We start from the raw sequence: 26,178 nt of genomic DNA, 5'->3' as shown, positions 1-26,178 counted from the left end.
AGAGAAAAATAGTTTTAGATAAAAATGACAAGATCAAAATGTAGCAAAGATTTATATAAATCATTCTTACAAGCAAGTAGTGTAAGATATACTAGCAAAGCATTATCTGAAGTAAGTCCATTAGATCTATCGCACGATAGTGCAAGTCGATGGTTAAAGAGTAAGGATTTTCGCCCTAGCGAAATCTATAGCAAAGTGTCAAAATATATTGATCTGGAAGATCCTTGTTTATTAGTGGGAGATGACACCTTATTGTCAAAGCAATACAGTAAGAGGATCGAGCTTGTAAATTATCAATATTCTGGGGCTGTACATGATGTTATACCTGGTATAGGAATGGTAAACTTACTGCATTACAATACTCAAATTGATCAATCTACTCCTGTAGATTATAGAATATATGATAAAGAAACTGATGGTAAAACAAAGAACGAGCATTTTTGTGATATGCTTACTTTAGCTAAAGAAAGAGGTATCAAGCCTGATGCTATAGTTATGGATGCTTGGTATAGTGGTTTGGATAATTTAAAACATATACGTAATTTAGGTTGGATATGGGTTACCAACCTAAGAAAAAATAGAAAAGTTAATCGTAATGTTAGCTTGGAAACTTTAGAGATTCCCGATGAAGGGCTAAAAATTCACCTACGTGGATACGGTTGGGTTACGGTATTTAAGTTTGTGGCAAAAAATGGTCGCATTGATTACATAACAACTAATTTAGAGAATCCTACACGTGAGCAAATAGAGAAAATTGTTAAGGCGCGTTGGTCTATAGAAGTTTATCATCGAGAATTGAAACAAACTTGTGGTATTGAATGCTGTCAGGCACGCACGGGTCGAGCTCAAAGAAATCATATTTGCCTTGCTGTATTGGCCTGGCTTGATATGAACAAAAGGAGGATAAATGAAAACATTACTTTATATCAACAAACTTGGGAAGTTATAAAAACATCAATTCAGAACAACATTAAATGGCTTCTAACTAATACACAATTTTGCTAAGTGCGAAACTCCTGACTGTATCAATTTTTATCCGTTGCTCTGTATCATTTTACTTCCGTTGCTAACAATATTATCTTTTGGTCTAAGCCATCTATTCTTGTTTGTTTCTTTGAGACTATTATAGGTTCAAATTTACCTTGTCTGTCTCTTGGAACATTTATCTCTATAGTACCATTCTCACTAATCAGATTCTTACTAAAACTACCATTCCTCGCATTCTCAGTTTCAGCTCTATCATACTTGCTATAACCTAAATGTTCTGACATCTCAGCATGCAGTGCTCGCTCTAAAATACCCTTGGTTAATTCCTTAATCTCTCAGGGTTTAATTCCCCGAAGCTCTGCTTCGTGATATCATAAGAAACAACTAAAACTTTTTTAGATACCTCGTAGCTCTGCTGCGAGGAGCATCATTTAAATATAGATATATCATGGCTCATTTAACGATAGATGAAAGATTTAAAATATACGAAATGAATAAGAGTGGTTATAGCTCGCGATATATAGGGACAAAGATTGGCCGTGATAAAAGCACTATATGTTATGAACTCAAGAGAATGAGGCATAATTATAGACCAGATAGGGCTAACACACTTGCTTGCAGTTTAAGGCAAGGTAAGAGAAAAAGAAAATTAGATATTGATAATAATTTACGAGCAGAAATAATAAAGCAGTTAACACAGGGTATTTCACCAGATATAATTTCAGGTAGACGTAAACTATCACGAGATACTGTCAATATTTCTACAGAGAGTATATACCAGTTTATTTATACATCTCCTATAGCACAAAGGCAAAAATTATATTTATCTTTAGCAAGAAAAAGGAAAAATAGGTTGCATCATGGTACAAGAATCAGAAACAAAAGAATTACAATACCAAATCGAGTTTCCATTACTGAAAGACCAGAGATAAATAGAAAGATAGCAGCAATAGGTCATTTAGAAGGTGATTTAACTTTTAACAAAGGTAATCAAAGTCGTAATATAGGCGCTCTTGTGGATATCAGAACACAAAAAGTGTTTCTCACTTTAAACCGTTCAAAAAGAACACAAGATGTGATTGGTAACATGAATAAAAAACTTAAACAATTGTCGCATATAATCAAAAGCATAACGTTAGATAATGGCAAAGAATTTACCAATCATGAACAACTATTGCCAAAATCTGAACGAAAAGTATATTTTTGCAATCCTTATTCTCCATGGCAAAAACCATTGATAGAGAAGATTAACTCAATGGTGCACAGAGTATACTCTAAATCTTTAGATATAAAAAAATTAACAATAAAGCAATTACAAGAAATTGAGGATTTTTTAAATAATTTACCAAGAAAAGTGCTCGGTTATAAAACACCCAATGAGGTATGGGAAGAAAATATAAATCTGGCTTAATTAATACTGGAATTTACCAATTGATTATATTACCAAAAAATGGTCTATGCCTATCCCCAATTGGAATGAAGCTATGGCTCATTTTATGATCAAATTTGATGGTAGGATTTAATGGCTCACGAAATTTACACAATTGATGAAACAGAGCCCAAAAGAAATGTCTATTAAATGCCACTTATTAAACAAAATGTTTGAAATTGGTAAACCTATCTCTGTGCCTGTTGGCTAGGCTAGCATTGCGGGGTTGGGGGCAGTATATTCAAAACTGAAGTTTTGACAAAAAATTTTTATTAAAAAAAGTGGCGAGTGTATCAATCTATAATTTGTATTATATATCAAATAATTTACTTTAAATTGTAGAAATATCGCTTTTAAGCTGATAAAAGCACTAAATATTTAACTTTAAATATAAATTTTTACTTTAGTCAGAAAAATTAGAATTTTTGTTAAAACTTCAGTATCACTAAATCTCGTATAAAACTTGATGCTTTAGCTCCAGAACAACTTCAGTTATCCTAAATTGGCGTTTATAATATGACTTAACCAATTTTTCAAATAAAACGAGTATACAGCTTTAAATTATCATTGACTAATTGCCAATATAATAATATGATGCGACAAATATTTATAAATTTTTAAAGAGATATTTTTCATGTTCGCAGTTATAAAAGCAGGTGGAAAACAATATAAAGTAGATCAAAACAGCGTTATTAAAGTCGAAAAAATTGAAGGTGAGCTTGGCTCTAAAATTCAGCTTAATCAGGTTTTAATGATGGGTGAGTATTCAAAGCCTTCTTTTATCGGTACTCCATTAGTAAAAGGAGCTGTTGTTACAGCTGAAATTACTAACCAGCTTAGAGATAATAAAATTATAGTTTTTAAGAAAAAACGTAGAAAAAATTATCGTCGTAAAGCCGGTCATCGTCAAGAATTGACAGAGCTGAAAATATTAGATATTACAAAACAATAATAGACTTTTTGTAAAAGTTAATAATAAAGGAATCATAAGATGGCAACCAAAAAAGCTGGTGGTAGTTCTAGGAACGGAAGAGATTCAGCTGGTCGAAGACTTGGCGTTAAAAAAGCTGATGGACAATATGTAATACCTGGCAATATTATAGTTAGACAACGTGGTACAAAAATCCATCCTGGAGTAAATGTTGGGATTGGTAAGGATCATACTATTTTTGCTTTAACATCAGGAAGAGTAGAGTTTTTAACTAAGCGTGATCATAAAATAGTAAACGTTACAGAAATCGCTAGTGCATAATTAAGGATTTGTGGGATTGCCTGTGTAATCGTCATTGCATTGCTTGCGTAGATCTTTTTTCTCTGTCATCCCGTGATTTTTCACGGGATCCAGTTAAAAATGCTATAAATTAGCATTTTTTAAATGGATTGCTTCGTCAATTACTTCGTAATTTTCTCGCAATGACGGAAAAACTGATCCATGCAAGTAAATCTTAAGCGAGAATGACATTATAGTTAACTAGACTGCCGTACCTTTAGCTATGCGTCTCCTCGCAATGACGAAAAAACTAAACAATATTAATACCCCACAAAAACAGCAGTAATAGGCTTCTATATATGGCCTTAATAATTCAAAAATTTGGTGGCACTTCCGTTGCAACTATTGACAGAATAAAAAAAATCATCCCTATTATAAAAGCTGAAATAGCTAAAAATAATCAAGTAATTATAGTAGTTTCTGCTATGGCAGGGGTCACTAATCAACTTGTTACATTATGTAATGAAGTATCAAGTCTTAATCTCTCAGGGTTTAATTCCCCGAAGCTCTGCTTCGTGATATCATAAGAAACAACTAAAACTTTTTTAGATACCTCGTAGCTCTGCTGCGAGGAGCATCATTAAATGATGGTAAATTCCAGTATTAATTAAGCCAGATTTATATTTTCTTCCCATACCTCATGGCTTTGTTGCATAAATAAAATTTGTAGAGCAAAGAGTGGTGATAATCTGGTAAGATGTCCTGAATTAAAAAATAATCCAGATTATATGAGATCTCGGAAGAAAGCCCCTTTTAGTAAATCACGCAAGTATTCTAAATATAAAATAACGAATTGGTCAGAATATAATAATTTTTTACGCAATAGGGGTCGCATAGATTTTATGATTGCCAGTGATTTGGCGATTGGCTGGTATGCTGATTACAGAGAGGAAATGAAACGAGGAAGACCTAGACGCTATGGCTTTGTTGCATAAATAAGCTTTTGAATATACTGCCCCTAACCCCGCAATGCTAGCCTAGCCAACAGGCACAGAGATAGGTTTACCAATTTCAAACATTTTGTTTAATAAGTGGCATTTAATAGACATTTCTTTTGTCATATTTTGATCATGTCTTGATAGAAACTTACTAGTCCCTCCGCCAAAACTCTAAAAAATATCACTTGTGTCACTAATTTCCAAAAATAGTGCGATTTTAGAGCAAATTACTCTAATTTTGAGGGCTGATTTTAAATTTTTGTATTAAAAACCACACTATTTCCCAAAATGCATTCATTTTTTTATTGTCATTTTTTTGTATTTCCATAAGCTTTTGATATAAAACCTTTCATTTTCTTATGGATTTTACTATGCATTTTTGCCTTAAAACCCTATTGCCTATAAGGCTTTTAGAGTTTTGGCGGACGGACTTACTACCAAAAGAAGTTTTAAATCGAAAGAACGTGTTCTCTACACGCTCCCTTCTACCATAATTATTCTTTACCCTCCATGCTTGGTATCCTTTGTTTTGTTGATATATAACAGCTGCATCTCTCTCAGTTTTATCCCTAAGCGATTGAACTTTTACTGAAGAGTTTGGGGGTCTAATAACTGGTTTTATCTTCTTCTTTCTCAACAATTGATATGTAGATTCACCGTCATACCCTCGATCTCCCAGAAAATCCTTGGCTCTGACATTAGCTATTAGTAGTCCAATCTGTGATCTATCATCTATAGTATGCTCTGTGGTACTATCGGCAAGTATCATACCTTGATCTTCTATAACGATATGTAGCTTTTTCCATATGCGACGCTTATATTGCTTACCATGCTTATTTTCTAGCCATTCGTTCCCTGTGTAGGCTTGTATCCCTGTACTATCCATTGAAATACAACTAAATTCTTTATCTTGATTTCCATGTAAATACCTAAGATCTAATGACTTCATACGCTTACTTAATGTTGTATAGTCTGGACATCTAATAGATAAACCCGATATTTCAAAGAGCCAGTTTATAAAGCCTTGGGTTTGGCGTAACTTAAGACCGAATAAGCATCTGATCTTCAAACACTGTAATATAGCGTGATCACTATAGCGTCTAGGTCTTCCTCGTTTCATTTCCTCTCTGTAATCAGCATACCAGCCAATCGCCAAATCACTGGCAATCATAAAATCTATGCGACCCCTATTGCGTAAAAAATTATTATATTCTGACCAATTCGTTATTTTATATTTAGAATACTTGCGTGATTTACTAAAAGGGGCTTTCTTCCGAGATCTCATATAATCTGGATTATTTTTAATCTCTCAGGGTTTAATTCCCCGAAGCTCTGCTTCGTGATATCATAAGAAACAACTAAAACTTTTTTAGATACCTCGTAGCTCTGCTGCGAGGAGCATCATTTCAGGACATCTTACCAGATTATCACCACTCTTGCTCTACAAATCTTATTTATGCAACAAAGCCATGAATACTCGCATTATCCATTATTACACATTGTCCAGGTTTTAGTGATGGGCATAATAGCTCACCTACCCACTGATTAAATAATTGCTTATCAATATAACCGGAATGCTCTAACGGAGCAATTAATTCTTTGGTGCCCTTATTATAACCAGCAACTATATTTACTCGCTCAGTAGCAAAACCTGCTTGCTCTGAGTAAGCTCTTGTTCCTCTTTCTGACCATCCGTACAACATGGTTATATTATTACTTACCCCCATTTCGTCACAATACACAAGTTTATCAGATGCTATTTGATCAATATATGGTAAATTCCAGTATTAATTAAGCCAGATTTATATTTTCTTCCCATACCTCATTGGGTGTTTTATAACCGAGCACTTTTCTTGGTAAATTATTTAAAAAATCCTCAATTTCTTGTAATTGCTTTATTGTTAATTTTTTTATATCTAAAGATTTAGAGTATACTCTGTGCACCATTGAGTTAATCTTCTCTATCAATGGTTTTTGCCATGGAGAATAAGGATTGCAAAAATATACTTTTCGTTCAGATTTTGGCAATAGTTGTTCATGATTGGTAAATTCTTTGCCATTATCTAACGTTATGCTTTTGATTATATGCGACAATTGTTTAAGTTTTTTATTCATGTTACCAATCACATCTTGTGTTCTTTTTGAACGGTTTAAAGTGAGAAACACTTTTTGTGTTCTGATATCCACAAGAGCGCCTATATTACGACTTTGATTACCTTTGTTAAAAGTTAAATCACCTTCTAAATGACCTATTGCTGCTATCTTTCTATTTATCTCTGGTCTTTCAGTAATGGAAACTCGATTTGGTATTGTAATTCTTTTGTTTCTGATTCTTGTACCATGATGCAACCTATTTTTCCTTTTTCTTGCTAAAGATAAATATAATTTTTGCCTTTGTGCTATAGGAGATGTATAAATAAACTGGTATATACTCTCTGTAGAAATATTGACAGTATCTCGTGATAGTTTACGTCTACCTGAAATTATATCTGGTGAAATACCCTGTGTTAACTGCTTTATTATTTCTGCTCGTAAATTATTATCAATATCTAATTTTCTTTTTCTCTTACCTTGCCTTAAACTGCAAGCAAGTGTGTTAGCCCTATCTGGTCTATAATTATGCCTCATTCTCTTGAGTTCATAACATATAGTGCTTTTATCACGGCCAATCTTTGTCCCTATATATCGCGAGCTATAACCACTCTTATTCATTTCGTATATTTTAAATCTTTCATCTATCGTTAAATGAGCCATGATATATCTATATTTAAATGATGCTCCTCGCAGCAGAGCTACGAGGTATCTAAAAAAGTTTTAGTTGTTTCTTATGATATCACGAAGCAGAGCTTCGGGGAATTAAACCCTGAGAGATTAAAAATTGATTATATCTGGCTTAATTAATTATAGAACTTTCCTATTCCACAAATTGTTTTCTAGCTTCTTCATCCCTGCCTTTGTATTTTGGCTCTTTTTTTATATGTAATTTTCATTCTATGAAGCGTGTCATAAAATGTGCTCATTGGCAGCTCGGGCGCTACTGCATCTCTTATATCTATAGCTCGGCTATCAGGATTATTTGCTAAAAATTCAATTATATTCTCCTTATGATGAACGAACATTAGAATTACCCATGACGAATATTAAAATTACCCATTTTTGAGTAAAAAATATTGTCTAAAGTGTTACATTATTATCCTCCGATTTTATAGTTAATTTTTTGCCTTTAGCTGTAGCGATTCTATAACTTTCAGTATTGAGTTCAAGAATTGAAGAATGGTGAACCAATCTGTCAATAACTGCTGACGTAGTCATTTCATCTTTAAAAATAGTATTCCATTGTGCAAAAACTAAATTGCTAGTAATTAATACACTACGCATTTCATAACGTTCAGCTAATAAGGTAAATAAAACATCAGTTTCTTCACGATTATATGGTACATATGATATATCATCAATTATCAATATTTCAAAATAATCGAATTTTTTAATAATTTGCTTAAGTTTTAAACTAAGCTTTGCTTCTAGTAATTGTTGAACCAAATTAGCTGCTGTTGTATATAATACACGTCTACCAGCAAGACACCACTCACGTGCTAAACCTATACTAAGATGACTTTTGCCAGTGCCAGGATTACCAAAAATAAGTATATTTTCATAGCGATCCATAAATTCTCCTTGTGCAAGATATTGGATCTTAGTTGGCGATAATCCTGGGATACGCTTAATATCAAAGTTGCTTAATAACTTATCTCGAGAGAGTTTTGCTTGCTTCAGCAATCTGGCAATACGTTGTTGTTGTCTATGTTCTAACTCACGTATGGCTAACTCCTGTAGATAATCTATATATGTTTTCTTTTCTTGCTCAAAGCTTTCTGCAACTGATTTATAGCACGATGCAAAAGTAGGTAAGCAAAGGTTCTTGAGTAAATTATTTAGCGGTTGCGGAGTTATTATCTGTTTACTCATGCAACCTCCATTGTTTTAAAGCAATGTAATTGATCATATTCAGACAGTATTGGTTGATTAATTTTTACTGAACAAACAGTTTGAGTCTGGCTATTTAGTAAATCTGTAATATGATCAATTATTGGCTCAATCTTCTTTTCTAATAGCACTTCTAATGCAGTAACTACATTCAATTCTCCATACATTTTTGCTAATTGTAATATTTTAAGATATATTTTATGCCCTTTATATGGATATATAGAGATAAGCTGGTCATATACCTGACGAAATATAGCACGTGGGAATAAAGCTTCATAATATTGATATTGAACAAATGCTCCAGGTTTACGTACTAAACTATCAATAATATGTCTATAATCAATAACATAGCCATTGCTGATTCTAGACATTTTTTGTAAACATTTGTTATAGCTAACACGGAAATGTTTCTACCACAGATTAGGAAAAACTTAGGCATTGATCAATAATTTTACGTAAACAGTTTTTAAAGTTAGTCCAGTAATGTTTAATAGGATTTAGATCTGGTGAATATGTGAGTAAATACAAAAACTATGGTAAAAACCTTTCCGCGTTAGCTATACCATAGTAAAGCTCTATTTCTTCAGAATAAATATAAGCTTTTAAAGTATAACCTATTAAGCGACTAGGCACAGAATAAGCTACAGATAAAATACTAACTGTACTGCTTGGATTAACACGTACTGATAATATTGTAGGTGCATTCCATTTCCTGATTGGTAACTCTTTTAAATGAACTAATTCTTCAGCTAATTTTGCTTTTCTACAGCTATTTCGCTTTTCTTTAATTTGTGTAAGGAATAATTCATAAGCTTTTAAATCAACAAAATTACGTGATCCACGTAATAGCAGATGTTGATTCACTGCTTGCTTAAATGTATCATGACTTTTTTCAACAGAACCATTTTCATAACTGACGCCTGGATTATTTCGCGATGGTGCAACATTGTAATAACCAAGCAATTCTTGCCATCTTTCTGTAAATTGTCTACTATTACCACATTGCTTGGTAGCTGCACTTAAATTATCTGTACGATGCTCTGGTAAAACTCCACCTAACTCCCATACAGCTTTTTCAAACCCTGATGCTAATGTATCAAAACTTTCACTATGGCATATGCTAAAAGTTTCCCAACATGAATAAGGCAACATAAAATGAAATAGTAAGTGAGGATATGGTTGCCCACCAATACAAATACCCAATTGATTCATATTGGTCCAATCAGACTGACTCTGTTTGCCAGGAAGAATATTTTGTAAAAAGATTACTGTCTTATCCTTACCATGTGCAGCTCTCCATTGTTTCAACCTTTTCTGCAAACAGCGTAATTGCTTCCCATTATAATTCCCATGATACTTTTCTGTCAAATATGCTAATATGGTAGTTGCTTGCAACGGCTTTGTTGCATAAATAAGATTTGTAGAGCAAGAGTGGTGATAATCTGGTAAGATGTCCTGAATTAAAAATAATCCAGATTATATGAGATCTCGGAAGAAAGCCCCTTTTAGTAAATCACGCAAGTATTCTAAATATAAAATAACGAATTGGTCAGAATATAATAATTTTTTACGCAATAGGGGTCGCATAGATTTTATGATTGCCAGTGATTTGGCGATTGGCTGGTATGCTGATTACAGAGAGGAAATGAAACGAGGAAGACCTAGACGCTATAGTGATCACGCTATATTACAGTGTTTGAAGATCAGATGCTTATTCGGTCTTAAGTTACGCCAAACCCAAGGCTTTATAAACTGGCTCTTTGAAATATCGGGTTTATCTATTAGATGTCCAGACTATACAACATTAAGTAAGCGTATGAAGTCATTAGATCTTAGGTATTTACATGGAAATCAAGATAAAGAATTTAGTTGTATTTCAATGGATAGTACAGGGATACAAGCCTACACAGGGAACGAATGGCTAGAAAATAAGCATGGTAAGCAATATAAGCGTCGCATATGGAAAAAGCTACATATCGTTATAGAAGATCAAGGTATGATACTTGCCGATAGTACCACAGAGCATACTATAGATGATAGATCACAGATTGGACTACTAATAGCTAATGTCAGAGCCAAGGATTTTCTGGGAGATCGAGGGTATGACGGTGAATCTACATATCAATTGTTGAGAAAGAAGAAGATAACAGGAGTTTCGCACTTAGCAAATAATATGCTAATCTAGAGAAAAATAGTTTTAGATAAAAATGACAAGATCAAAATGTAGCAAAGATTTATATAAATCATTCTTACAAGCAAGTAGTGTAAGATATACTAGCAAAGCATTATCTGAAGTAAGTCCATTAGATCTATCGCACGATAGTGCAAGTCGATGGTTAAAGAGTAAGGATTTTCGCCCTAGCGAAATCTATAGCAAAGTGTCAAAATATATTGATCTGGAAGATCCTTGTTTATTAGTGGGAGATGACACCTTATTGTCAAAGCAATACAGTAAGAGGATCGAGCTTGTAAATTATCAATATTCTGGGGCTGTACATGATGTTATACCTGGTATAGGAATGGTAAACTTACTGCATTACAATACTCAAATTGATCAATCTACTCCTGTAGATTATAGAATATATGATAAAGAAACTGATGGTAAAACAAAGAACGAGCATTTTTGTGATATGCTTACTTTAGCTAAAGAAAGAGGTATCAAGCCTGATGCTATAGTTATGGATGCTTGGTATAGTGGTTTGGATAATTTAAAACATATACGTAATTTAGGTTGGATATGGGTTACCAACCTAAGAAAAAATAGAAAAGTTAATCGTAATGTTAGCTTGGAAACTTTAGAGATTCCCGATGAAGGGCTAAAAATTCACCTACGTGGATACGGTTGGGTTACGGTATTTAAGTTTGTGGCAAAAAATGGTCGCATTGATTACATAACAACTAATTTAGAGAATCCTACACGTGAGCAAATAGAGAAAATTGTTAAGGCGCGTGGCTTTGTTGCATAAATAAGATTTGTAGAGCAAGAGTGGTGATAATCTGGTAAGATGTCCTGAATTAAAAATAATCCAGATTATATGAGATCTCGGAAGAAAGCCCCTTTTAGTAAATCACGCAAGTATTCTAAATATAAAATAACGAATTGGTCAGAATATAATAATTTTTTACGCAATAGGGGTCGCATAGATTTTATGATTGCCAGTGATTTGGCGATTGGCTGGTATGCTGATTACAGAGAGGAAATGAAACGAGGAAGACCTAGACGCTATAGTGATCACGCTATATTACAGTGTTTGAAGATCAGATGCTTATTCGGTCTTAAGTTACGCCAAACCCAAGGCTTTATAAACTGGCTCTTTGAAATATCGGGTTTATCTATTAGATGTCCAGACTATACAACATTAAGTAAGCGTATGAAGTCATTAGATCTTAGGTATTTACATGGAAATCAAGATAAAGAATTTAGTTGTATTTCAATGGATAGTACAGGGATACAAGCCTACACAGGGAACGAATGGCTAGAAAATAAGCATGGTAAGCAATATAAGCGTCGCATATGGAAAAAGCTACATATCGTTATAGAAGATCAAGGTATGATACTTGCCGATAGTACCACAGAGCATACTATAGATGATAGATCACAGATTGGACTACTAATAGCTAATGTCAGAGCCAAGGATTTTCTGGGAGATCGAGGGTATGACGGTGAATCTACATATCAATTGTTGAGAAAGAAGAAGATAAAACCAGTTATTAGACCCCCAAACTCTTCAGTAAAAGTTCAATCGCTTAGGGATAAAACTGAGAGAGATGCAGCTGTTATATATCAACAAAACAAAGGATACCAAGCATGGAGGGTAAAGAATAATTATGGTAGAAGGGAGCGTGTAGAGAACACGTTCTTTCGATTTAAAACTTCTTTTGGTAGTAAGTTTCTATCAAGACATGATCAAAATATGACAAAAGAAATGTCTATTAAATGCCACTTATTAAACAAAATGTTTGAAATTGGTAAACCTATCTCTGTGCCTGTTGGCTAGGCTAGCATTGCGGGGTTAGGGGCAGTATATTCAAAAGCTTATTTATGCAACAAAGCCATAGAGCTGAAGGGATAGGGCATGGAAAAATAAACCAACCAGTTATTATGAATTATAAAGTAGTTATAAGTGGTAATTACTTAAGTTTCTCTAGCCCTTTTGCCTTAGAAGATTAATATATGATACAAACCATTAGGATAGGCACTAGAAAAAGTAAGCTCGCTTTAACGCAAACTAACCTAGTTATTGAGCAAATCAAACAGTACTTTCCTAATATTAATTGTGAGATAGTCGAAATTACTACTAGCGGTGACTTGATCCAAAATAAACATTTATATGATATAGGCGGTAAGGCTTTATTCTTGAAAGAAATAGAGCAGGCTTTGCTTGATAAAAAGATTGATTTGGCTGTTCATTCTTTGAAAGATGTTCCAGGAATAATACCTGAAGATTTGAGTATTGAAGCTGTTTTAGAGCAAGAAGATTCAAGAGATGTGTTTGTTTGTCTGACACATAAATCCATAGAAGAGCTGCCGAAAAATGCCGTAATAGGGACTTCATCAGTACGCCGAAAATTATGTTTACAAAGAATAAGACCGGATTTAGAAATAATAGTGTTTAGGGGTAATGTTGACTCAAGAATCAATAAGCTAATTAATAAGGAAGTTGACGCAACCATACTTGCATATGCCGGCTTAAAAAGGCTTGAGGCATTTAATCCGGAATATTGTCATTTGATAGAGCATTCGCAGATGTTGCCATGTATAGGGCAGGGTGTTATTGCGATTGAAATACGAAAAGATGATCATGCTATGATTGAGATATGCAAACAAATTAACCATCTACCGACTTTTGAATTGATAAAGCCGGAAAGAGCACTCTTAGAATATTTAGATGCAAATTGCCGCACGCCTATAGGTGCTTATTCGAAATATTTAGATAACGGTGATATACAAACCGATTTTATGCTCGGTAATCTTGATGGTAGTAAAATAGTTTTCCATACCGAAATATCTAACACAAAAACCTCTAAAGAATCAGGTATAAAAGCCGCTAAAGTGATGCTGCTCTCATTATTTCAATAGTCCTCATCATATATAGCTTAATGCGATAAGGTAGTGACTTTTTTAAGAACATAGTAAACAGCATCATAGAATGTTTCAAAATCTCCTGCAACTTTCCTAATTTCATTCTTGAGTTTAAACCAGTAATGCTCAATAACCTGAATTCTGGATTAATCTAGGTTTGGAAGTAAGTATTTACAAGGGATAGAAGATACTCTATATAATTTTTAGCAAAAAAACAAGAGTATCCCCATGAAGAAAGATATTACTGCATTATTTTGTTTTGTCGATGATTTTTGTAAAATTAGCGAGCAGTGGATTAATAAATCATTTCTACCATTAATCTCTCAGGGTTTAATTCCCCGAAGCTCTGCTTCGTGATATACTACTTGAATGGAAGAAAGCAGTTATATACATAAGAGTCATAATGTCACAGTACTAATATATCATTTAGTAACGCCGGCAAAGTATAGAAGAGTAATATTCAATCAAGAACTAGATGATTATTTGTGTAAAATTTGTGAGCACATAGAAGATCGTTATGAAATTAGATTTTTAGAAATAGGAGTAGATAAAGATCACGTACATTTTTTATTACAGTCAATACCAATGTATAGCCCAACAAAAATAACTCAAATCATAAAAAGTATTACTTCTAAGAAAATGTTTGAGAAATATCCAAATCTTAAAGAAAAATTATGGGGAAGTGAGTTTTGGAGTAAAGGATATTTTATGAGCACAGTAGGTAAACATGGTGATGAGCAGAAATTACGTAATTATGTACAGAATCAAGGTTCAGGCAAACCTTCTTATAAACTGAAGTTTTGACAAAAAATTTTTATTAAAAAAAGTGGCGAGTGTATCAATCTATAATTTGTATTATATATCAAATAATTTACTTTAAATTGTAGAAATATCGCTTTTAAGCTGATAAAAGCACTAAATATTTAACTTTAAATATAAATTTTCACTTTAGTCAGAAAAATTAGAATTTTTGTCAAAACTTCAGTATAAAGCATTTCAACAAAAACAGTTAAAGCTTTTTGGATAGATACCTCGTAGCTCTGCTGCGAGGAGCATCATTTTACTAGCAATTTAGTTTTTGCAAAATGGAATACTATTTTTAAAGATGAAATGACTACGTCAGCAGTTATTGACAGATTGGTTCACCATTCTTCAATTCTTGAACTCAATACTGAAAGTTATAGAATCGCTACAGCTAAAGGCAAAAAATTAACTATAAAATCGGAGGATAATAATGTAACACTTTAGACAATATTTTTTACTCAAAAATGGGTAATTTTAATATTCGTCATGGGTAATGCTAATGTTCGTTCATCATAACTCAGAACTCTTGGTTTTAGAGCTATAAAACGAGTATATGATGGAAGAGTTACAAAGTCTGATTTATATAATTGTAGATAGGACATATAAAAATATTTAAAGTTTTTACAAGGTGATTGATGGTATAAAAGCACTATTGTTAACAGCTCAGAATAGCTTATTTCAGGCTTTCTTGTAGGGTTTTTATTAATTAATGGTAGAAATGATTTATTAATCCACTGCTCGCTAATTTTACAAAAATCATCGACAAAATAAAATAATGCAGTAATATCTTTCTTCATGGGGATACTCTTGTTTTTTTGCTAAAAATTATATAGAGTATCTTCTATCCCTTGTAAATACTTACTTCCAAACCTAGATTAATCCAGAATTCAGGTTAGTAATAGAGTTTTTGGTAAAATTGCCAAAGTTGGGATGAGTAGTTATGGTTGGTTTATGGGATTTAAATTACATTTAATCATTAATCATAAAGCAGAGATTATAGCTGTTAAAATAACAAAAGCAAATAGAGCTGATTTATCTGTTCTTGAATCTATAACTCAGAAGATAACAGGTAAGGTATTTGGTGATAAAGCATATATTTGTAAAGAGTTATGGTTTAAACTCTATTCTAGAAATTTAAGAATGATAACTAATATTCGCAAGGATATGAAGAATTATTTACTAGAATTAGAAGATAAAGCTATGTTACCTGAAGTTTTGACAAAATCCTTTCCATAAGGAGAAATGTATTCCAATTTTTTTATACTTTTTTAGTAATAACAAAATTTATTTAGAGTCTTTTGCAATGATTGTGTAAATTTTTGTTGAGCCTATATTAGAAGTAATTAAAAATATAGGTAACAGAAATGCAAATAGAGAAGAATAAAAAAATAAATGAAGCAATAGATTTGCTGATAAAAGGCGGAGTAGATTTAAAAACAGTACTAAGTCAGAATGGATTAATTAAGGAATTAACCAAGGGTATTTTAGAGCGAGCACTGCATGCTGAGATGTCAGAACATTTAGGTTATAGCAAGTATGATAGAGCTGAAACTGAGAATGCGAGGAATGGTAGTTTTAGTAAGAATCTGATTAGTGAGAATGGTACTATAGAGATAAATGTTCCAAGAGACAGACAAGGTAAATTTGAACCTATAATAGTCTCAAAGAAACAAACAAGAATAGATGGCTTAGACCAAAAGATAATATCCTTATATGCGAAGGGTATGAGTGTGTCTGATATTAAAACACAATTGCAAGAATTATATGGAGCTGAGATCAGTGAGAGCCTAATCAGCAGGATTACAGATGAAGTAATAGATGAGGTCAAGATTTGGCAGAGTAGACCTCTTGAATCAGTATACCCTATAGTATATTTTGACTGTTTAGTAGTGAAAGTAAGACAAGATAAACTTATTATTAATAAATCAGTATATGTAGCTTTAGGAATAGATTTATCTGGCAGAAAGGATATTTTAGAATGAAGGAGCTAAATTTTGGCTTGGTAATTTTACTGAGATGAAAAATAGAGGAGTAAAAGATATCTTAATTGCTTGTAGTGATAATCTAACTGGTATGTCTGATGCTATTGCATCAGTATACCCGAAAACTGAACATCAAATTTGTATTGTCCATCAGATCAGGAATAGCCTCAAATATGTATCATATAAAGATAGAAAGCAATTAGCAGCGGATTTGAAACTAATCTATACTTCTGCTACTGAAAAAGAAGCAGAATTAGTTCTTGAGTCATTTGATCAAAAATGGAGTAAGCAATATCCGCATATAGCTAAATCTTGGTATAATAATTGGGATAATTTGATAATTTTCTTGCAATATCCAAAGGAGATTCGTAAGATTATTTACACTACAAATGCGATAGAATCGCTGAATAGCCAATTGAGAAAAGTTACTAAGAATAAACGCATCTTTCCAAATGATGACGCAGTATTTAAGGTTTTATATCTGACAATTGATTATATTACCAAAAAATGGTCTATGCCTATCCCCAATTGGAATGAAGCTATGGCTCATTTTATGATCAAATTTGATGGTAGAATTTAATGGTTCACGAAATTTACACAATTGATGAGACAGAGCCCCGTCACCTATTGTGGTATTGTTACATGACTTATTTGTCTCCCAGATTCTGCGGGAATGGTATAGAAATCATGCCACAATACTACTTTTAGCTAAGAATAAAGTAAAATATAGGTGTCCAGTTATCATTTTTTCATAGCAGTTATAAATTAATTTTGAAGTTTGTACTTCCTAAATGCGATATAAATTTATTTGCTTTAGTTCCATTATAATTTATTCCTATCTCAATTGATTTTGTTTTAAGGCTTAATTTTGCCCCATAACTAAAACTTAAAGGTAATTTCCTAATATATATAGGTAATATTCTATTATCTATAATATTTGTTTGAGCACTCGGTATTTTTGACTTGATATTTTTATGTGCAAAAGCATATATTTCAGGAGTAATAATTACTGATTTTAGAGTATTTGGATTTGCTAATTTTACCCCTAAGATACCTTTAATCGTCCGCTCTTTAACACTTGCTATTGATAAATTATCTTCTAAATATGATGCTTCTCTAATCTTGCTATCTTTAAGTCCTAACAGAGGCTTAATATGCGTAGTACTAAATAACTTATAGTTAGAGCCAAGCATTACTTGTATAGTACTAGTATAGGCTTTGTGAGTATTTTTTATTTGATTAAAGTTAATTATATCACTAATTCCATATATTCCAATTATACTTGTAAAGATGTTTTGGTTTGAAGGTATATATAGTCCATACAATGAGTAGTAATTACTTCTAACTGTAGTTTTATATCTTGGAAAATTAAATTTTGTTTCTACTCTAGTAAAATTTGCTCCAAGTTGCAAAGAATCGTTTAATTGTGTATCATGTCCTATTATTGTGCCTCTACTTGTACTATGATATCTACTTGTTTCTTTTTGAGTTGCTTTGCCTATAAATGGATTAATATAAAATCCATAATTTTGCTCTTCATATCCTGCGGCTAATGCTCCAACATTTCTTGTTAATGAATTTAATCTATTATCAATGTTAGATCAGGAGTTTCGCACTTAGCAAAAAGTATGTTAATCTAGAGAAAAATAGTTTTAGATAAAAATGACAAGAACAAAATGTAGCAAGGACTTATATAAATCATTTTTACAAGCAAGTAGTGTCAGATATACTAGCAAGGCATTATCTGAAGTGAGTCCAGTAGATCTATCTCACGATAGTGCAAGTCGATGGTTAAAGAGTAAGGATTTTCGTCCTAGCGAAATCTATAAGGAAGTGTCAAAATATATAGATTGGGAAGCACCGTGTTTATTAGTGGGGGATGACACCTTATTATCAAAGCAATACAGTCAGAAGATTGAGCTTGTACGTTATCAATATTCTGGAGCTGTACATGATGTTATACCTGGTATAGGAATGGTAAACTTACTACATTACAATACTAAAATTGCTCAATCTACTCCCGTAGATTATAGAATATATGATAAAGACACTGATGGTAAAACAAAGAATGAGCATTTTTGTGATATGCTTACTTTAGCTAAAGAAAGAGGTCTCAATCCTGATGCCATAGTCATGGATGCTTGGTATAGCGGGTTGGAGAATTTAAAACATATACGTAATTTAGGCTGGCTATGGGTTACCACCCTAAGGAAAAATAGAAAAGTTAATCATAATGTTAGCTTGGAAAGTTTAGAGATACCCGATGAGGGGCTAAAAATTCACCTACGTGGATACGGTTGGGTTACGGTATTTAAGTTTGTGGCAAAGAATGGTCGCATTGATTACATAACAACGAACTTGGAAAATCCCACACGTGAGCAAATAGAGAAAATTGTTAAGGCACGTTGGTCTATAGAGGTTTATCATCGAGAATTAAAACAAACTTGTGGTATTGAACGCTGTCAGGCACGCACGGGCCGAGCTCAAAGAAATCATATTTGCCTTGCAGTATTTGCCTGGCTTGATATGAATAAAAGGAGGATAAATGAAAACATTACTTTATATCAACAAACTTGGGAAGTTATAAAAACATCAATTCAAAACAATATCAGATGGCTTTTAACTGATTCGCAACTTTGCTAAGTGCGAAACTCCTGTTAGATATTAAAATATCGGTATTATTAACCATCCCATGCGGTGTAAATCCTGTGGTTGTAGAACTTCTCGTTGATGTTAAGCTATTGTTAGTATAATGTACTAAATTATTTTCAAAATTTTCTTCAGTAGTACTATTTATTTTGCTTTCATCAGTTAGATTATGATTATCAGCTACTTCATCTTTAGCTAAATTATCTATATTTTCGTTTGAACTGTTATCTGCATCAAAATTATGCTGTATTAATTCAATTATTTCGTTATAATTTGACTCTAATTCTTGAGCATTTAAAGCTATAGCAGAATTATTATCTGGTATATCTTGCTTAAGTAAATTAGCTGCTTCATTGCGGGTATTGGAGCTTTCTTCTAATATTTTGCTAATATTTTGAGAGGAAGGATAATATGATAAAGAGTGTAAAACTAAATCATCAAATATACTATCATCTATAAGATCAGTATCGTCCCATAAAAAATCATTATCATCAAATACAAAATCATTGAGGTTATTACTTTCTATAGTTGGGTTTTCTGTATGTGGATATGCTTTAATTTGCATTGATATTAATATGACTAATAAAAAAATATATTTTATCACTTGTTACCTATTTTTAATATTTCAAATGATGCTCCTCGCAGCAGCGCTACGAGGTATCTATCCAAACCAAAAAGCTTTAACTGTTTTTGTTGAAATGCTTTATACTGAAGTTTTGACAAAAATTCTAATTTTTCTGACTAAAGTAAAAATTTATATTTAAAGTTAAATATTTAGTGCTTTTATCAGCTTAAAAGCGATATTTATACAATTTAAAGTAAATTATTTGATATATAATACAAATTATAGATTGATACACTCGCCACTTTTTTTAATAAAAATTTTTTGTCAAAACTTCAGTTTCTTCCATTCAAGTAGTATATCACGAAGCAGAGCTTCGGGGAATTAAACCCTGAGAGATTAACCCACCAATTAAATACCTGACTTAAGAGGCATATTTAACATTATCAGCTTGGAATAATTTTTGTATATGTTTAGGATTATTCTGTAAGCAACGTAAATAAGATTTAAGATTGTGTTTTCACTCATCTTTTGTAAGAGGTATATGTTTTCTATTTACAGCTAACGCGGAAAGGTTTTTACATAGTTTTTGTATTTACTCACATATTCACCAGATCTAAATCCTATTAAACATTGCTGGACTAACTTTAAAAACTGTTTACGTAAAATTATTGATCAATGCCTAAGTTTTTCCTAATCTGTGGTAGAAACATTTCCGTGTTAGCTATACATTGCTTTTTAAGTCATTATTTAAGTATTCATCTGGATTATAGTGGAGTATAAGGAGGCAAAAAAACAAAGAAATTTTATCTTTATGCTTATTTGTCCAGTTGTATACTTTTTTACTATGATGTACTTTTAAATTGTCTAATATTAAAAAGATCTTCCTTTTTGCATATTTAACTAATCTTCTTAGAAATTCTATAAATATATCTGTTTTTAGTGTATCTTCATATAACATGCACCTTAGTCTTCCATTGTTCGTAACACTTGATATCATATTTATAACCTGAATTCTGGATTAGCTAATTTTGAGATATAGCAGGTTTGTTAGGTTTCATACAGTATGCAATTAGTGCGGATAAGATATGTACAAAGGCATTCCAAATTGATCTATGTCTTGTATGCTCGATCCGAAAGAACCCTTCAGCACACTAAATACTGTTTCGATAATTGACTGAAGTTTTGACAAAAATTCTAATTTTGCTGACTAAAGTAAAAATTTATATTTAAAGTTAAATATTTAGTGCTTTTATCAGCTTAAAAGCGATATTTCTACAATTTAAAGTAAATTATTTGATATATAATACAAATTATAGATTGATACACTCGCCACTTTTTTTAATCTCTCAGGGTTTAATTCCCCGAAGCTCTGCTTCGTGATATCATAAGAAACAACTAAAACTTTTTTAGATACCTCGTAGCTCTGCTGCGAGGAGCGGCTTTGTTGCATAAATAAGCTTTTGAATATACTGCCCCTAACCCCGCAATGCTAGCCTAGCCAACAGGCACAGAGATAGGTTTACCAATTTCAAACATTTTGTTTAATAAGTGGCATTTAATAGACATTTCTTTTGTCATATTTTGATCATGTCTTGATAGAAACTTACTACCAAAAGAAGTTTTAAATCGAAAGAACGTGTTCTCTACACGCTCCCTTCTACCATAATTATTCTTTACCCTCCATGCTTGGTATCCTTTGTTTTGTTGATATATAACAGCTGCATCTCTCTCAGTTTTATCCCTAAGCGATTGAACTTTTACTGAAGAGTTTGGGGGTCTAATAACTGGTTTTATCTTCTTCTTTCTCAACAATTGATATGTAGATTCACCGTCATACCCTCGATCTCCCAGAAAATCCTTGGCTCTGACATTAGCTATTAGTAGTCCAATCTGTGATCTATCATCTATAGTATGCTCTGTGGTACTATCGGCAAGTATCATACCTTGATCTTCTATAACGATATGTAGCTTTTTCCATATGCGACGCTTATATTGCTTACCATGCTTATTTTCTAGCCATTCGTTCCCTGTGTAGGCTTGTATCCCTGTACTATCCATTGAAATACAACTAAATTCTTTATCTTGATTTCCATGTAAATACCTAAGATCTAATGACTTCATACGCTTACTTAATGTTGTATAGTCTGGACATCTAATAGATAAACCCGATATTTCAAAGAGCCAGTTTATAAAGCCTTGGGTTTGGCGTAACTTAAGACCGAATAAGCATCTGATCTTCAAACACTGTAATATAGCGTGATCACTATAGCGTCTAGGTCTTCCTCGTTTCATTTCCTCTCTGTAATCAGCATACCAGCCAATCGCCAAATCACTGGCAATCATAAAATCTATGCGACCCCTATTGCGTAAAAAATTATTATATTCTGACCAATTCGTTATTTTATATTTAGAATACTTGCGTGATTTACTAAAAGGGGCTTTCTTCCGAGATCTCATATAATCTGGATTATTTTTTAATTCAGGACATCTTACCAGATTATCACCACTCTTGCTCTACAAATTTTATTTATGCAACAAAGCCGTTCTTCCTGATAGATTATACGAGAGAATGAAAGACCTACCCGTTAACTTAAAGGTTAGTGATAGTTCTAAATTAGATCATGAATCTAATTTGGAGCATATCTTGAGAACTAAGTTATTCGTACCTATTGAGCTTGAATTCATGAAAAGCTTGTTTAAGAATAATTTACCATCCAAGTACAAAATATTCTTCCTAAACTGTATGGCTTTGTTGCATAAATAAGATTTGTAGAGCAAGAGTGGTGATAATCTGGTAAGATGTCCTGAATTAAAAATAATCCAGATTATATGAGATCTCGGAAGAAAGCCCCTTTTAGTAAATCACGCAAGTATTCTAAACAGGAGTTTCGCACTTAGCAAAGAATATGCTAATCTAGAGAAAAATAGTTTTAGATAAAAATGACAAGATCAAAATGTAGTAAAGATTTATATAAATCATTTTTACAAGCAAGTAGTGTAAGATATACTGGCAAAGCATTATCTGAAGTAAGCCCAGTAGATCTATCGCACGATAGTGCAAGTCGATGGTTAAAGAGTAAGGATTTTCGCCCTAGCGAAATCTATAGCAAAGTGTCAAAATATCTTGATCTAGAGGCCCCTTGTTTATTAGTAGGAGATGACACCTTATTGTCAAAGCAATACAGTAAGAGGATCGAGATTGTAAATTATCAATATTCTGGGGCTGTACATGATGTTATACCTGGTATAGGAATGGTAAACTTACTGCATTACAATACTCAAATTGATCAATCTACTCCTGTAGATTATAGAATATATGATAAAGAAACTGATGGCAAAACAAAGAACGAGCATTTTTGTGATCTGCTTACTTTAGCTAAAGAAAGAGGTATCAATCCTGATGCCATAGTCATGGATGCTAGGTATAGTGGTTTGGATAATTTAAAACATATACGTAATTTAGGTTGGATATGGGTTACTAACCTAAGAAAAAATAGAAAAGTTAATCGTAATGTTAGCTTGGACACTTTGGAGATTCCCGATGAAGGGCTAAAAATTCACCTACGTGGATACGGTTGGGTTACGGTATTTAAGTTTGTGGCAAAAAATGGTCGCATTGATTACATAACAACTAATTTAGAGAATCCTACACGTGAGCAAATAGAGAAAATTGTTAAGGCACGTTGGTCTATAGAAGTTTATCATCGAGAATTAAAACAAACTTGTGGTATTGAATGCTGTCAGGCACGCACGGGTCGAGCTCAAAGAAATCATATTTGCCTTGCTGTATTGGCATGGCTTGATATGAACAAAAGGAGGATAAATGAAAAAATTACTTTATATCAACAAACTTGGGAAGTTATAAAAACATCAATTCAGAACAACATTAAATGGCTTCTAACTAATACACAATTTTGCTAAGTGCGAAACTCCTGCTAAATATAAAATAACGAATTGGTCAGAATATAATAATTTTTTACGCAATAGGGGTCGCATAGATTTTATGATTGCCAGTGATTTGGCGATTGGCTGGTATGCTGATTACAGAGAGGAAATGAAACGAGGAAGACCTAGACGCTATAGTGATCACGCTATATTACAGTGTTTGAAGATCAGATGCTTATTCGGTCTTAAGTTACGCCAAACCCAAGGCTTTATAAACTGGCTCTTTGAAATATCGGGTTTATCTATTAGATGTCCAGACTATACAACATTAAGTAAGCGTATGAAGTCATTAGATCTTAGGTATTTACATGGAAATCAAGATAAAGAATTTAGTTGTATTTCAATGGATAGTACAGGGATACAAGCCTACACAGGGAACGAATGGCTAGAAAATAAGCATGGTAAGCAATATAAGCGTCGCATATGGAAAAAGCTACATATCGTTATAGAAGATCAAGGTATGATACTTGCCGATAGTACCACAGAGCATACTATAGATGATAGATCACAGATTGGACTACTAATAGCTAATGTCAGAGCCAAGGATTTTCTGGGAGATCGAGGGTATGACGGTGAATCTACATATCAATTGTTGAGAAAGAAGAAGATAAAACCAGTTATTAGACCCCCAAACTCTTCAGTAAAAGTTCAATCGCTTAGGGATAAAACTGAGAGAGATGCAGCTGTTATATATCAACAAAACAAAGGATACCAAGCATGGAGGGTAAAGAATAATTATGGTAGAAGGGAGCGTGTAGAGAACACGTTCTTTCGATTTAAAAGAGTCTTTTGCAATGATTGTGTAAATTTTTGTTGAGCCTATATTAGAAGTAATTAAAAATATAGGTAACAGAAATGCAAATAGAGAAGAATAAAAAAATAAATGAAGCAATAGATTTGCTGATAGAAGGTGGAGTAGATTTAAAAACAGTACTAAGTCAGAATGGATTAATTAAGGAATTAACCAAGGGTATTTTAGAGCGAGCACTGCATGCTGAGATGTCAGAACATTTAGGTTATAGCAAGTATGATAGAGCTGAAACTGAGAATGCGAGGAATGGTAGTTTTAGTAAGAATCTGATTAGTGAGAATGGTACTATAGAGCTAAATGTTCCAAGAGACAGACAAGGTAAATTTGAATCTATAATAGTCTCAAAGAAACAAACAAGAATAGATGGCTTAGACCAAAAGATAATATCCTTATATGCGAAGGGTATGAGTGTGTCTGATATTAAAACACAATTGCAAGAATTATATGGAGCTGAGATCAGTGAGAGCCTAATCAGCAGGATTACAGATGAAGTAATAGATGAGGTCAAGATTTGGCAGAGTAGACCTCTTGAATCAGTATACCCTATAGTATATTTTGACTGTTTAGTAGTGAAAGTAAGACAAGATAAACTTATTATTAATAAATCAGTATATGTAGCTTTAGGAATAGATTTATCTGGCAGAAAGGATATTTTAGGCTTATGGATAAGTGAGAATGAAGGAGCTAAATTTTGGCTTGGTAATTTTACTGAAATGAAGAATCGAGGAGTAAAAGATATCTTAATTGCTTGTAGTGATAATCTAACTGGTATGTCTGATGCTATTGCATCAGTATATCCGAAAACTGAACATCAAATTTGTATTGTCCATCAGATCAGGAATAGCCTCAAATATGTATCATATAAAGATAGAAAGCAATTAGCAGCGGATTTGAAACTAATCTATACTTCTACTACTGAAAAAGAAGCAGAATTAGCTCTTGAGTCATTTGATCAAAAATGGAGTAAGCAATATCCGCATATAGCTAAATCTTGGTATAATAATTGAGATAATTTGATAATTTTCTTGCAATATCCAAAGGAGATTCGTAAGATTATTTACACTACAAATGCGATAGAATCGCTGAATAGCCAATTGAGAAAAGTTACTAAGAATAAACGCATCTTTCCAAATGATGACGCAGTATTTAAGGTTTTATATCTGACAATTGATTATATTACCAAAAAATGGTCTATGCCTATCCCCAATTGGAATGAAGCTATGGCTCATTTTATGATCAAATTTGATGGTAGAATTTAATGGTTCACGAAATTTACACAATTGATGAGACAGAGCCATTTAAAACTTCTTTTGGTAGTAAGTTTCTATCAAGACATGATCAAAATATGACAAAAGAAATGTCTATTAAATGCCACTTATTAAACAAAATGTTTGAAATTGGTAAACCTATCTCTGTGCCTGTTGGCTAGGCTAGCATTGCGGGGTTAGGGGCAGTATATTCAAAAGCTTATTTATGCAACAAAGCCTCGCAGCAGAGCTACGAGGTATCTAAAAAAGTTTTAGTTGTTTCTTATGATATCACGAAGCAGAGCTTCGGGGAATTAAACCCTGAGAGATTAAAAAAAGTGGCGAGTGTATCAATCTATAATTTGTATTATATATCAAATAATTTACTTTAAATTGTAGAAATATCGCTTTTAAGCTGATAAAAGCACTAAATATTTAACTTTAAATATAAATTTTTACTTTAGTCAGAAAAATTAGAATTTTT

The 26,178-nt window shown here is 32.7% G+C and carries 23 protein-coding genes and 10 pseudogenes; 20 read left to right on the top strand and 13 right to left on the bottom strand.

The genetic code is table 11. From position 1 onward, the window contains the following. Nucleotides 1-24 precede the first annotated feature (24 nt). Nucleotides 25-1,005: an IS701 family transposase gene (locus AAHI98_RS10775; protein WP_342224656.1), complete on the top strand. Its 981-nt coding sequence runs from the start codon at nt 25-27 to the stop codon at nt 1,003-1,005. Nucleotides 1,006-1,067: 62 nt separating this feature from the next. On the opposite strand, the pseudogene AAHI98_RS10770 reads toward AAHI98_RS10775, so the two are convergent. Further along, nucleotides 1,068-1,319 (bottom strand): annotated as a pseudogene (locus AAHI98_RS10770) (transposase); the annotation flags it as partial. Nucleotides 1,320-1,435: 116 nt separating this feature from the next. On the opposite strand from AAHI98_RS10770, the gene AAHI98_RS10765 reads away from it, so the two are divergent. The 5 genes and pseudogenes from AAHI98_RS10765 to AAHI98_RS10745 all read left to right on the top strand — a co-directional run bounded on the left by AAHI98_RS10765 (nt 1,436) and on the right by AAHI98_RS10745 (nt 4,621). After that, nucleotides 1,436-2,398, top strand: a complete 963-nt coding sequence (locus tag AAHI98_RS10765; protein ID WP_342224646.1) for an IS30 family transposase — start codon at nt 1,436-1,438, stop codon at nt 2,396-2,398. Nucleotides 2,399-3,050: 652 nt separating this feature from the next. Further along, nucleotides 3,051-3,368, top strand: a complete 318-nt coding sequence (rplU, locus tag AAHI98_RS10760; protein WP_011478056.1) for a 50S ribosomal protein L21 — start codon at nt 3,051-3,053, stop codon at nt 3,366-3,368. Nucleotides 3,369-3,407: 39 nt separating this feature from the next. Beyond that, complete coding sequence (rpmA, locus tag AAHI98_RS10755; protein WP_011478055.1) at nt 3,408-3,668, top strand: 50S ribosomal protein L27; 261 nt, start codon at nt 3,408-3,410, stop codon at nt 3,666-3,668. Between the two features lie 317 nt (nt 3,669-3,985). Then, nucleotides 3,986-4,168, top strand: a pseudogene (locus AAHI98_RS10750) (amino acid kinase family protein); the annotation flags it as partial. Nucleotides 4,169-4,414: 246 nt separating this feature from the next. Further along, complete coding sequence (locus tag AAHI98_RS10745) at nt 4,415-4,621, top strand: hypothetical protein (RefSeq protein WP_342225614.1); 207 nt, start codon at nt 4,415-4,417, stop codon at nt 4,619-4,621. A 352-nt stretch (nt 4,622-4,973) separates the two neighbouring features. On the opposite strand, the gene AAHI98_RS10740 is transcribed toward AAHI98_RS10745, so the two are convergent. The 6 genes from AAHI98_RS10740 to AAHI98_RS10715 form a co-directional block, all read right to left on the bottom strand. Continuing rightward, entirely contained in the window at nt 4,974-5,909 is a 936-nt protein-coding gene (locus AAHI98_RS10740) for an IS5 family transposase (protein WP_342225851.1), read from the bottom strand. A gap of 169 nt (nt 5,910-6,078) precedes the next feature. Further along, nucleotides 6,079-6,366 carry a transposase gene (locus AAHI98_RS10735; RefSeq protein ID WP_342225850.1) on the bottom strand — a complete coding sequence of 96 codons (288 nt, stop codon included), beginning with the start codon at nt 6,364-6,366 and terminating at the stop codon, nt 6,079-6,081. Between the two features lie 49 nt (nt 6,367-6,415). Beyond that, the gene (locus AAHI98_RS10730) at nt 6,416-7,378 is read right to left on the bottom strand and encodes an IS30 family transposase (RefSeq protein ID WP_342224646.1); all 963 of its coding nucleotides are present in this window, start codon (nt 7,376-7,378) and stop codon (nt 6,416-6,418) included. 420 nt (nt 7,379-7,798) lie between these two features. Beyond that, nucleotides 7,799-8,590: an IS21-like element helper ATPase IstB gene (istB, locus tag AAHI98_RS10725; RefSeq protein WP_342225849.1), complete on the bottom strand. Its 792-nt coding sequence runs from the start codon at nt 8,588-8,590 to the stop codon at nt 7,799-7,801. Next, on the bottom strand, nt 8,587-8,979 hold the full coding sequence (locus tag AAHI98_RS10720) for an integrase (RefSeq protein WP_342225848.1): 393 nt from the start codon (nt 8,977-8,979) through the stop codon (nt 8,587-8,589). The genes istB and AAHI98_RS10720 overlap by 4 nt, the downstream gene beginning before the upstream one ends. A gap of 160 nt (nt 8,980-9,139) precedes the next feature. Continuing rightward, complete coding sequence (locus AAHI98_RS10715; RefSeq protein ID WP_342225847.1) at nt 9,140-9,976, bottom strand: Mu transposase domain-containing protein; 837 nt, start codon at nt 9,974-9,976, stop codon at nt 9,140-9,142. 112 nt (nt 9,977-10,088) lie between these two features. Between AAHI98_RS10715 and AAHI98_RS10710 the strand changes: the two genes are divergently transcribed. The 7 genes and pseudogenes from AAHI98_RS10710 to AAHI98_RS10685 form a co-directional block, all read left to right on the top strand. Beyond that, entirely contained in the window at nt 10,089-10,793 is a 705-nt protein-coding gene (locus AAHI98_RS10710; RefSeq protein WP_342225846.1) for an IS5 family transposase, read from the top strand. 22 nt (nt 10,794-10,815) lie between these two features. Then, nucleotides 10,816-11,559: pseudogene (locus AAHI98_RS10705) on the top strand (IS701 family transposase); the annotation flags it as partial. Nucleotides 11,560-11,643: 84 nt separating this feature from the next. Next, nucleotides 11,644-12,606, top strand: a complete 963-nt coding sequence (locus tag AAHI98_RS10700; RefSeq protein ID WP_342224734.1) for an IS5 family transposase — start codon at nt 11,644-11,646, stop codon at nt 12,604-12,606. 176 nt (nt 12,607-12,782) lie between these two features. Continuing rightward, nucleotides 12,783-13,688 carry a hydroxymethylbilane synthase gene (gene hemC, locus AAHI98_RS10695; RefSeq protein WP_342225844.1) on the top strand — a complete coding sequence of 302 codons (906 nt, stop codon included), beginning with the start codon at nt 12,783-12,785 and terminating at the stop codon, nt 13,686-13,688. A gap of 231 nt (nt 13,689-13,919) precedes the next feature. Beyond that, nucleotides 13,920-14,018 (top strand): annotated as a pseudogene (locus AAHI98_RS18680) (IS982 family transposase); the annotation flags it as partial. 42 nt (nt 14,019-14,060) lie between these two features. Next, the gene (tnpA, locus tag AAHI98_RS10690) at nt 14,061-14,495 is read left to right on the top strand and encodes an IS200/IS605 family transposase (RefSeq protein WP_342225843.1); all 435 of its coding nucleotides are present in this window, start codon (nt 14,061-14,063) and stop codon (nt 14,493-14,495) included. Between the two features lie 267 nt (nt 14,496-14,762). Then, nucleotides 14,763-14,939 (top strand): annotated as a pseudogene (locus AAHI98_RS10685) (ATP-binding protein); the annotation flags it as partial. 68 nt (nt 14,940-15,007) lie between these two features. On the opposite strand, the pseudogene AAHI98_RS10680 reads toward AAHI98_RS10685, so the two are convergent. Next, nucleotides 15,008-15,292 (bottom strand): annotated as a pseudogene (locus tag AAHI98_RS10680) (IS982 family transposase); the annotation flags it as partial. 97 nt (nt 15,293-15,389) lie between these two features. Between AAHI98_RS10680 and AAHI98_RS10675 the strand changes: the two are divergent. Both AAHI98_RS10675 and AAHI98_RS10670 read left to right on the top strand, forming a co-directional pair. After that, nucleotides 15,390-15,701, top strand: a pseudogene (locus tag AAHI98_RS10675) (transposase); the annotation flags it as partial. A gap of 158 nt (nt 15,702-15,859) precedes the next feature. After that, nucleotides 15,860-17,057: pseudogene (locus tag AAHI98_RS10670) on the top strand (IS256 family transposase). Nucleotides 17,058-17,235: 178 nt separating this feature from the next. Here AAHI98_RS10670 and AAHI98_RS10665 read toward each other — a convergent pair. Further along, nucleotides 17,236-17,979, bottom strand: coding sequence for an autotransporter outer membrane beta-barrel domain-containing protein (locus tag AAHI98_RS10665; protein ID WP_342226188.1), 744 nt, complete (start codon nt 17,977-17,979; stop codon nt 17,236-17,238). A 160-nt stretch (nt 17,980-18,139) separates the two neighbouring features. On the opposite strand from AAHI98_RS10665, the gene AAHI98_RS10660 reads away from it, so the two are divergent. Further along, entirely contained in the window at nt 18,140-19,120 is a 981-nt protein-coding gene (locus AAHI98_RS10660; RefSeq protein ID WP_342224659.1) for an IS701 family transposase, read from the top strand. Here AAHI98_RS10660 and AAHI98_RS10655 read toward each other — a convergent pair. The 4 genes and pseudogenes from AAHI98_RS10655 to AAHI98_RS10650 all read right to left on the bottom strand — a co-directional run bounded on the left by AAHI98_RS10655 (nt 19,086) and on the right by AAHI98_RS10650 (nt 22,148). Beyond that, on the bottom strand, nt 19,086-19,730 hold the full coding sequence (locus tag AAHI98_RS10655) for a hypothetical protein (RefSeq protein WP_342225842.1): 645 nt from the start codon (nt 19,728-19,730) through the stop codon (nt 19,086-19,088). The genes AAHI98_RS10660 and AAHI98_RS10655 overlap by 35 nt on opposite strands. 682 nt (nt 19,731-20,412) lie before the next feature. Then, entirely contained in the window at nt 20,413-20,694 is a 282-nt protein-coding gene (locus tag AAHI98_RS18185; protein ID WP_410526248.1) for a transposase, read from the bottom strand. Between the two features lie 19 nt (nt 20,695-20,713). Continuing rightward, a pseudogene (locus AAHI98_RS18675) lies at nt 20,714-20,871 on the bottom strand (transposase); the annotation flags it as partial. Between the two features lie 314 nt (nt 20,872-21,185). Continuing rightward, nucleotides 21,186-22,148 (bottom strand): IS5 family transposase, encoded by a 963-nt coding sequence (locus tag AAHI98_RS10650; protein WP_342224734.1) that lies wholly within the window; start codon nt 22,146-22,148, stop codon nt 21,186-21,188. A 483-nt stretch (nt 22,149-22,631) separates the two neighbouring features. Here AAHI98_RS10650 and AAHI98_RS10645 point away from each other — a divergent pair, with 483 nt between their 5' ends. The 4 genes and pseudogenes from AAHI98_RS10645 (at nt 22,632) to AAHI98_RS10630 (ending at nt 25,876) form a co-directional block, all read left to right on the top strand. Further along, a complete protein-coding gene (locus AAHI98_RS10645; RefSeq protein WP_342225841.1) occupies nt 22,632-23,612 on the top strand; it encodes an IS701 family transposase in 981 nt (326 codons plus the stop codon). Then, nucleotides 23,596-24,453: an IS5 family transposase gene (locus AAHI98_RS10640; protein WP_342226187.1), complete on the top strand. Its 858-nt coding sequence runs from the start codon at nt 23,596-23,598 to the stop codon at nt 24,451-24,453. The genes AAHI98_RS10645 and AAHI98_RS10640 overlap by 17 nt, the downstream gene beginning before the upstream one ends. A 38-nt stretch (nt 24,454-24,491) precedes the next feature. Continuing rightward, nucleotides 24,492-25,706: pseudogene (locus AAHI98_RS10635) on the top strand (IS256 family transposase). Next, nucleotides 25,706-25,876 carry a hypothetical protein gene (locus AAHI98_RS10630; protein ID WP_342225825.1) on the top strand — a complete coding sequence of 57 codons (171 nt, stop codon included), beginning with the start codon at nt 25,706-25,708 and terminating at the stop codon, nt 25,874-25,876. Before AAHI98_RS10635 ends, AAHI98_RS10630 begins: the two are co-directional and overlap by 1 nt. The last annotated feature ends 302 nt before the right edge of the window (nt 25,877-26,178 follow it).

Origin of the sequence: Rickettsia endosymbiont of Urophora cardui, assembly GCF_964030725.1 — a bacterium.
GTDB lineage: Bacteria > Pseudomonadota > Alphaproteobacteria > Rickettsiales > Rickettsiaceae > Rickettsia.
Note: the sequence above shows the minus strand (reverse complement) of the source record. Positions and strands in the feature narration are given on the sequence as shown.

What these genes read in the sequence shown, in the direction of transcription:
- AAHI98_RS10775 (WP_342224656.1), top strand. Translation starts at nt 25, where the DNA reads ATGACAAGATCAAAATGTAGCAAAGATTTATATAAATCATTCTTACAA.
- AAHI98_RS10765 (WP_342224646.1), top strand. Translation starts at nt 1,436, where the DNA reads ATGGCTCATTTAACGATAGATGAAAGATTTAAAATATACGAAATGAAT.
- rplU (WP_011478056.1), top strand. Translation starts at nt 3,051, where the DNA reads ATGTTCGCAGTTATAAAAGCAGGTGGAAAACAATATAAAGTAGATCAA.
- rpmA (WP_011478055.1), top strand. Translation starts at nt 3,408, where the DNA reads ATGGCAACCAAAAAAGCTGGTGGTAGTTCTAGGAACGGAAGAGATTCA.
- AAHI98_RS10745 (WP_342225614.1), top strand. Translation starts at nt 4,415, where the DNA reads ATGAGATCTCGGAAGAAAGCCCCTTTTAGTAAATCACGCAAGTATTCT.
- AAHI98_RS10740 (WP_342225851.1), bottom strand. Translation starts at nt 5,909, where the DNA reads ATGAGATCTCGGAAGAAAGCCCCTTTTAGTAAATCACGCAAGTATTCT.
- AAHI98_RS10730 (WP_342224646.1), bottom strand. Translation starts at nt 7,378, where the DNA reads ATGGCTCATTTAACGATAGATGAAAGATTTAAAATATACGAAATGAAT.
- istB (WP_342225849.1), bottom strand. Translation starts at nt 8,590, where the DNA reads ATGAGTAAACAGATAATAACTCCGCAACCGCTAAATAATTTACTCAAG.
- AAHI98_RS10720 (WP_342225848.1), bottom strand. Translation starts at nt 8,979, where the DNA reads ATGTCTAGAATCAGCAATGGCTATGTTATTGATTATAGACATATTATT.
- AAHI98_RS10710 (WP_342225846.1), top strand. Translation starts at nt 10,089, where the DNA reads ATGAGATCTCGGAAGAAAGCCCCTTTTAGTAAATCACGCAAGTATTCT.
- AAHI98_RS10700 (WP_342224734.1), top strand. Translation starts at nt 11,644, where the DNA reads ATGAGATCTCGGAAGAAAGCCCCTTTTAGTAAATCACGCAAGTATTCT.
- hemC (WP_342225844.1), top strand. Translation starts at nt 12,783, where the DNA reads ATGATACAAACCATTAGGATAGGCACTAGAAAAAGTAAGCTCGCTTTA.
- tnpA (WP_342225843.1), top strand. Translation starts at nt 14,061, where the DNA reads ATGGAAGAAAGCAGTTATATACATAAGAGTCATAATGTCACAGTACTA.
- AAHI98_RS10660 (WP_342224659.1), top strand. Translation starts at nt 18,140, where the DNA reads ATGACAAGAACAAAATGTAGCAAGGACTTATATAAATCATTTTTACAA.
- AAHI98_RS10650 (WP_342224734.1), bottom strand. Translation starts at nt 22,148, where the DNA reads ATGAGATCTCGGAAGAAAGCCCCTTTTAGTAAATCACGCAAGTATTCT.
- AAHI98_RS10645 (WP_342225841.1), top strand. Translation starts at nt 22,632, where the DNA reads ATGACAAGATCAAAATGTAGTAAAGATTTATATAAATCATTTTTACAA.
- AAHI98_RS10630 (WP_342225825.1), top strand. Translation starts at nt 25,706, where the DNA reads ATGGTTCACGAAATTTACACAATTGATGAGACAGAGCCATTTAAAACT.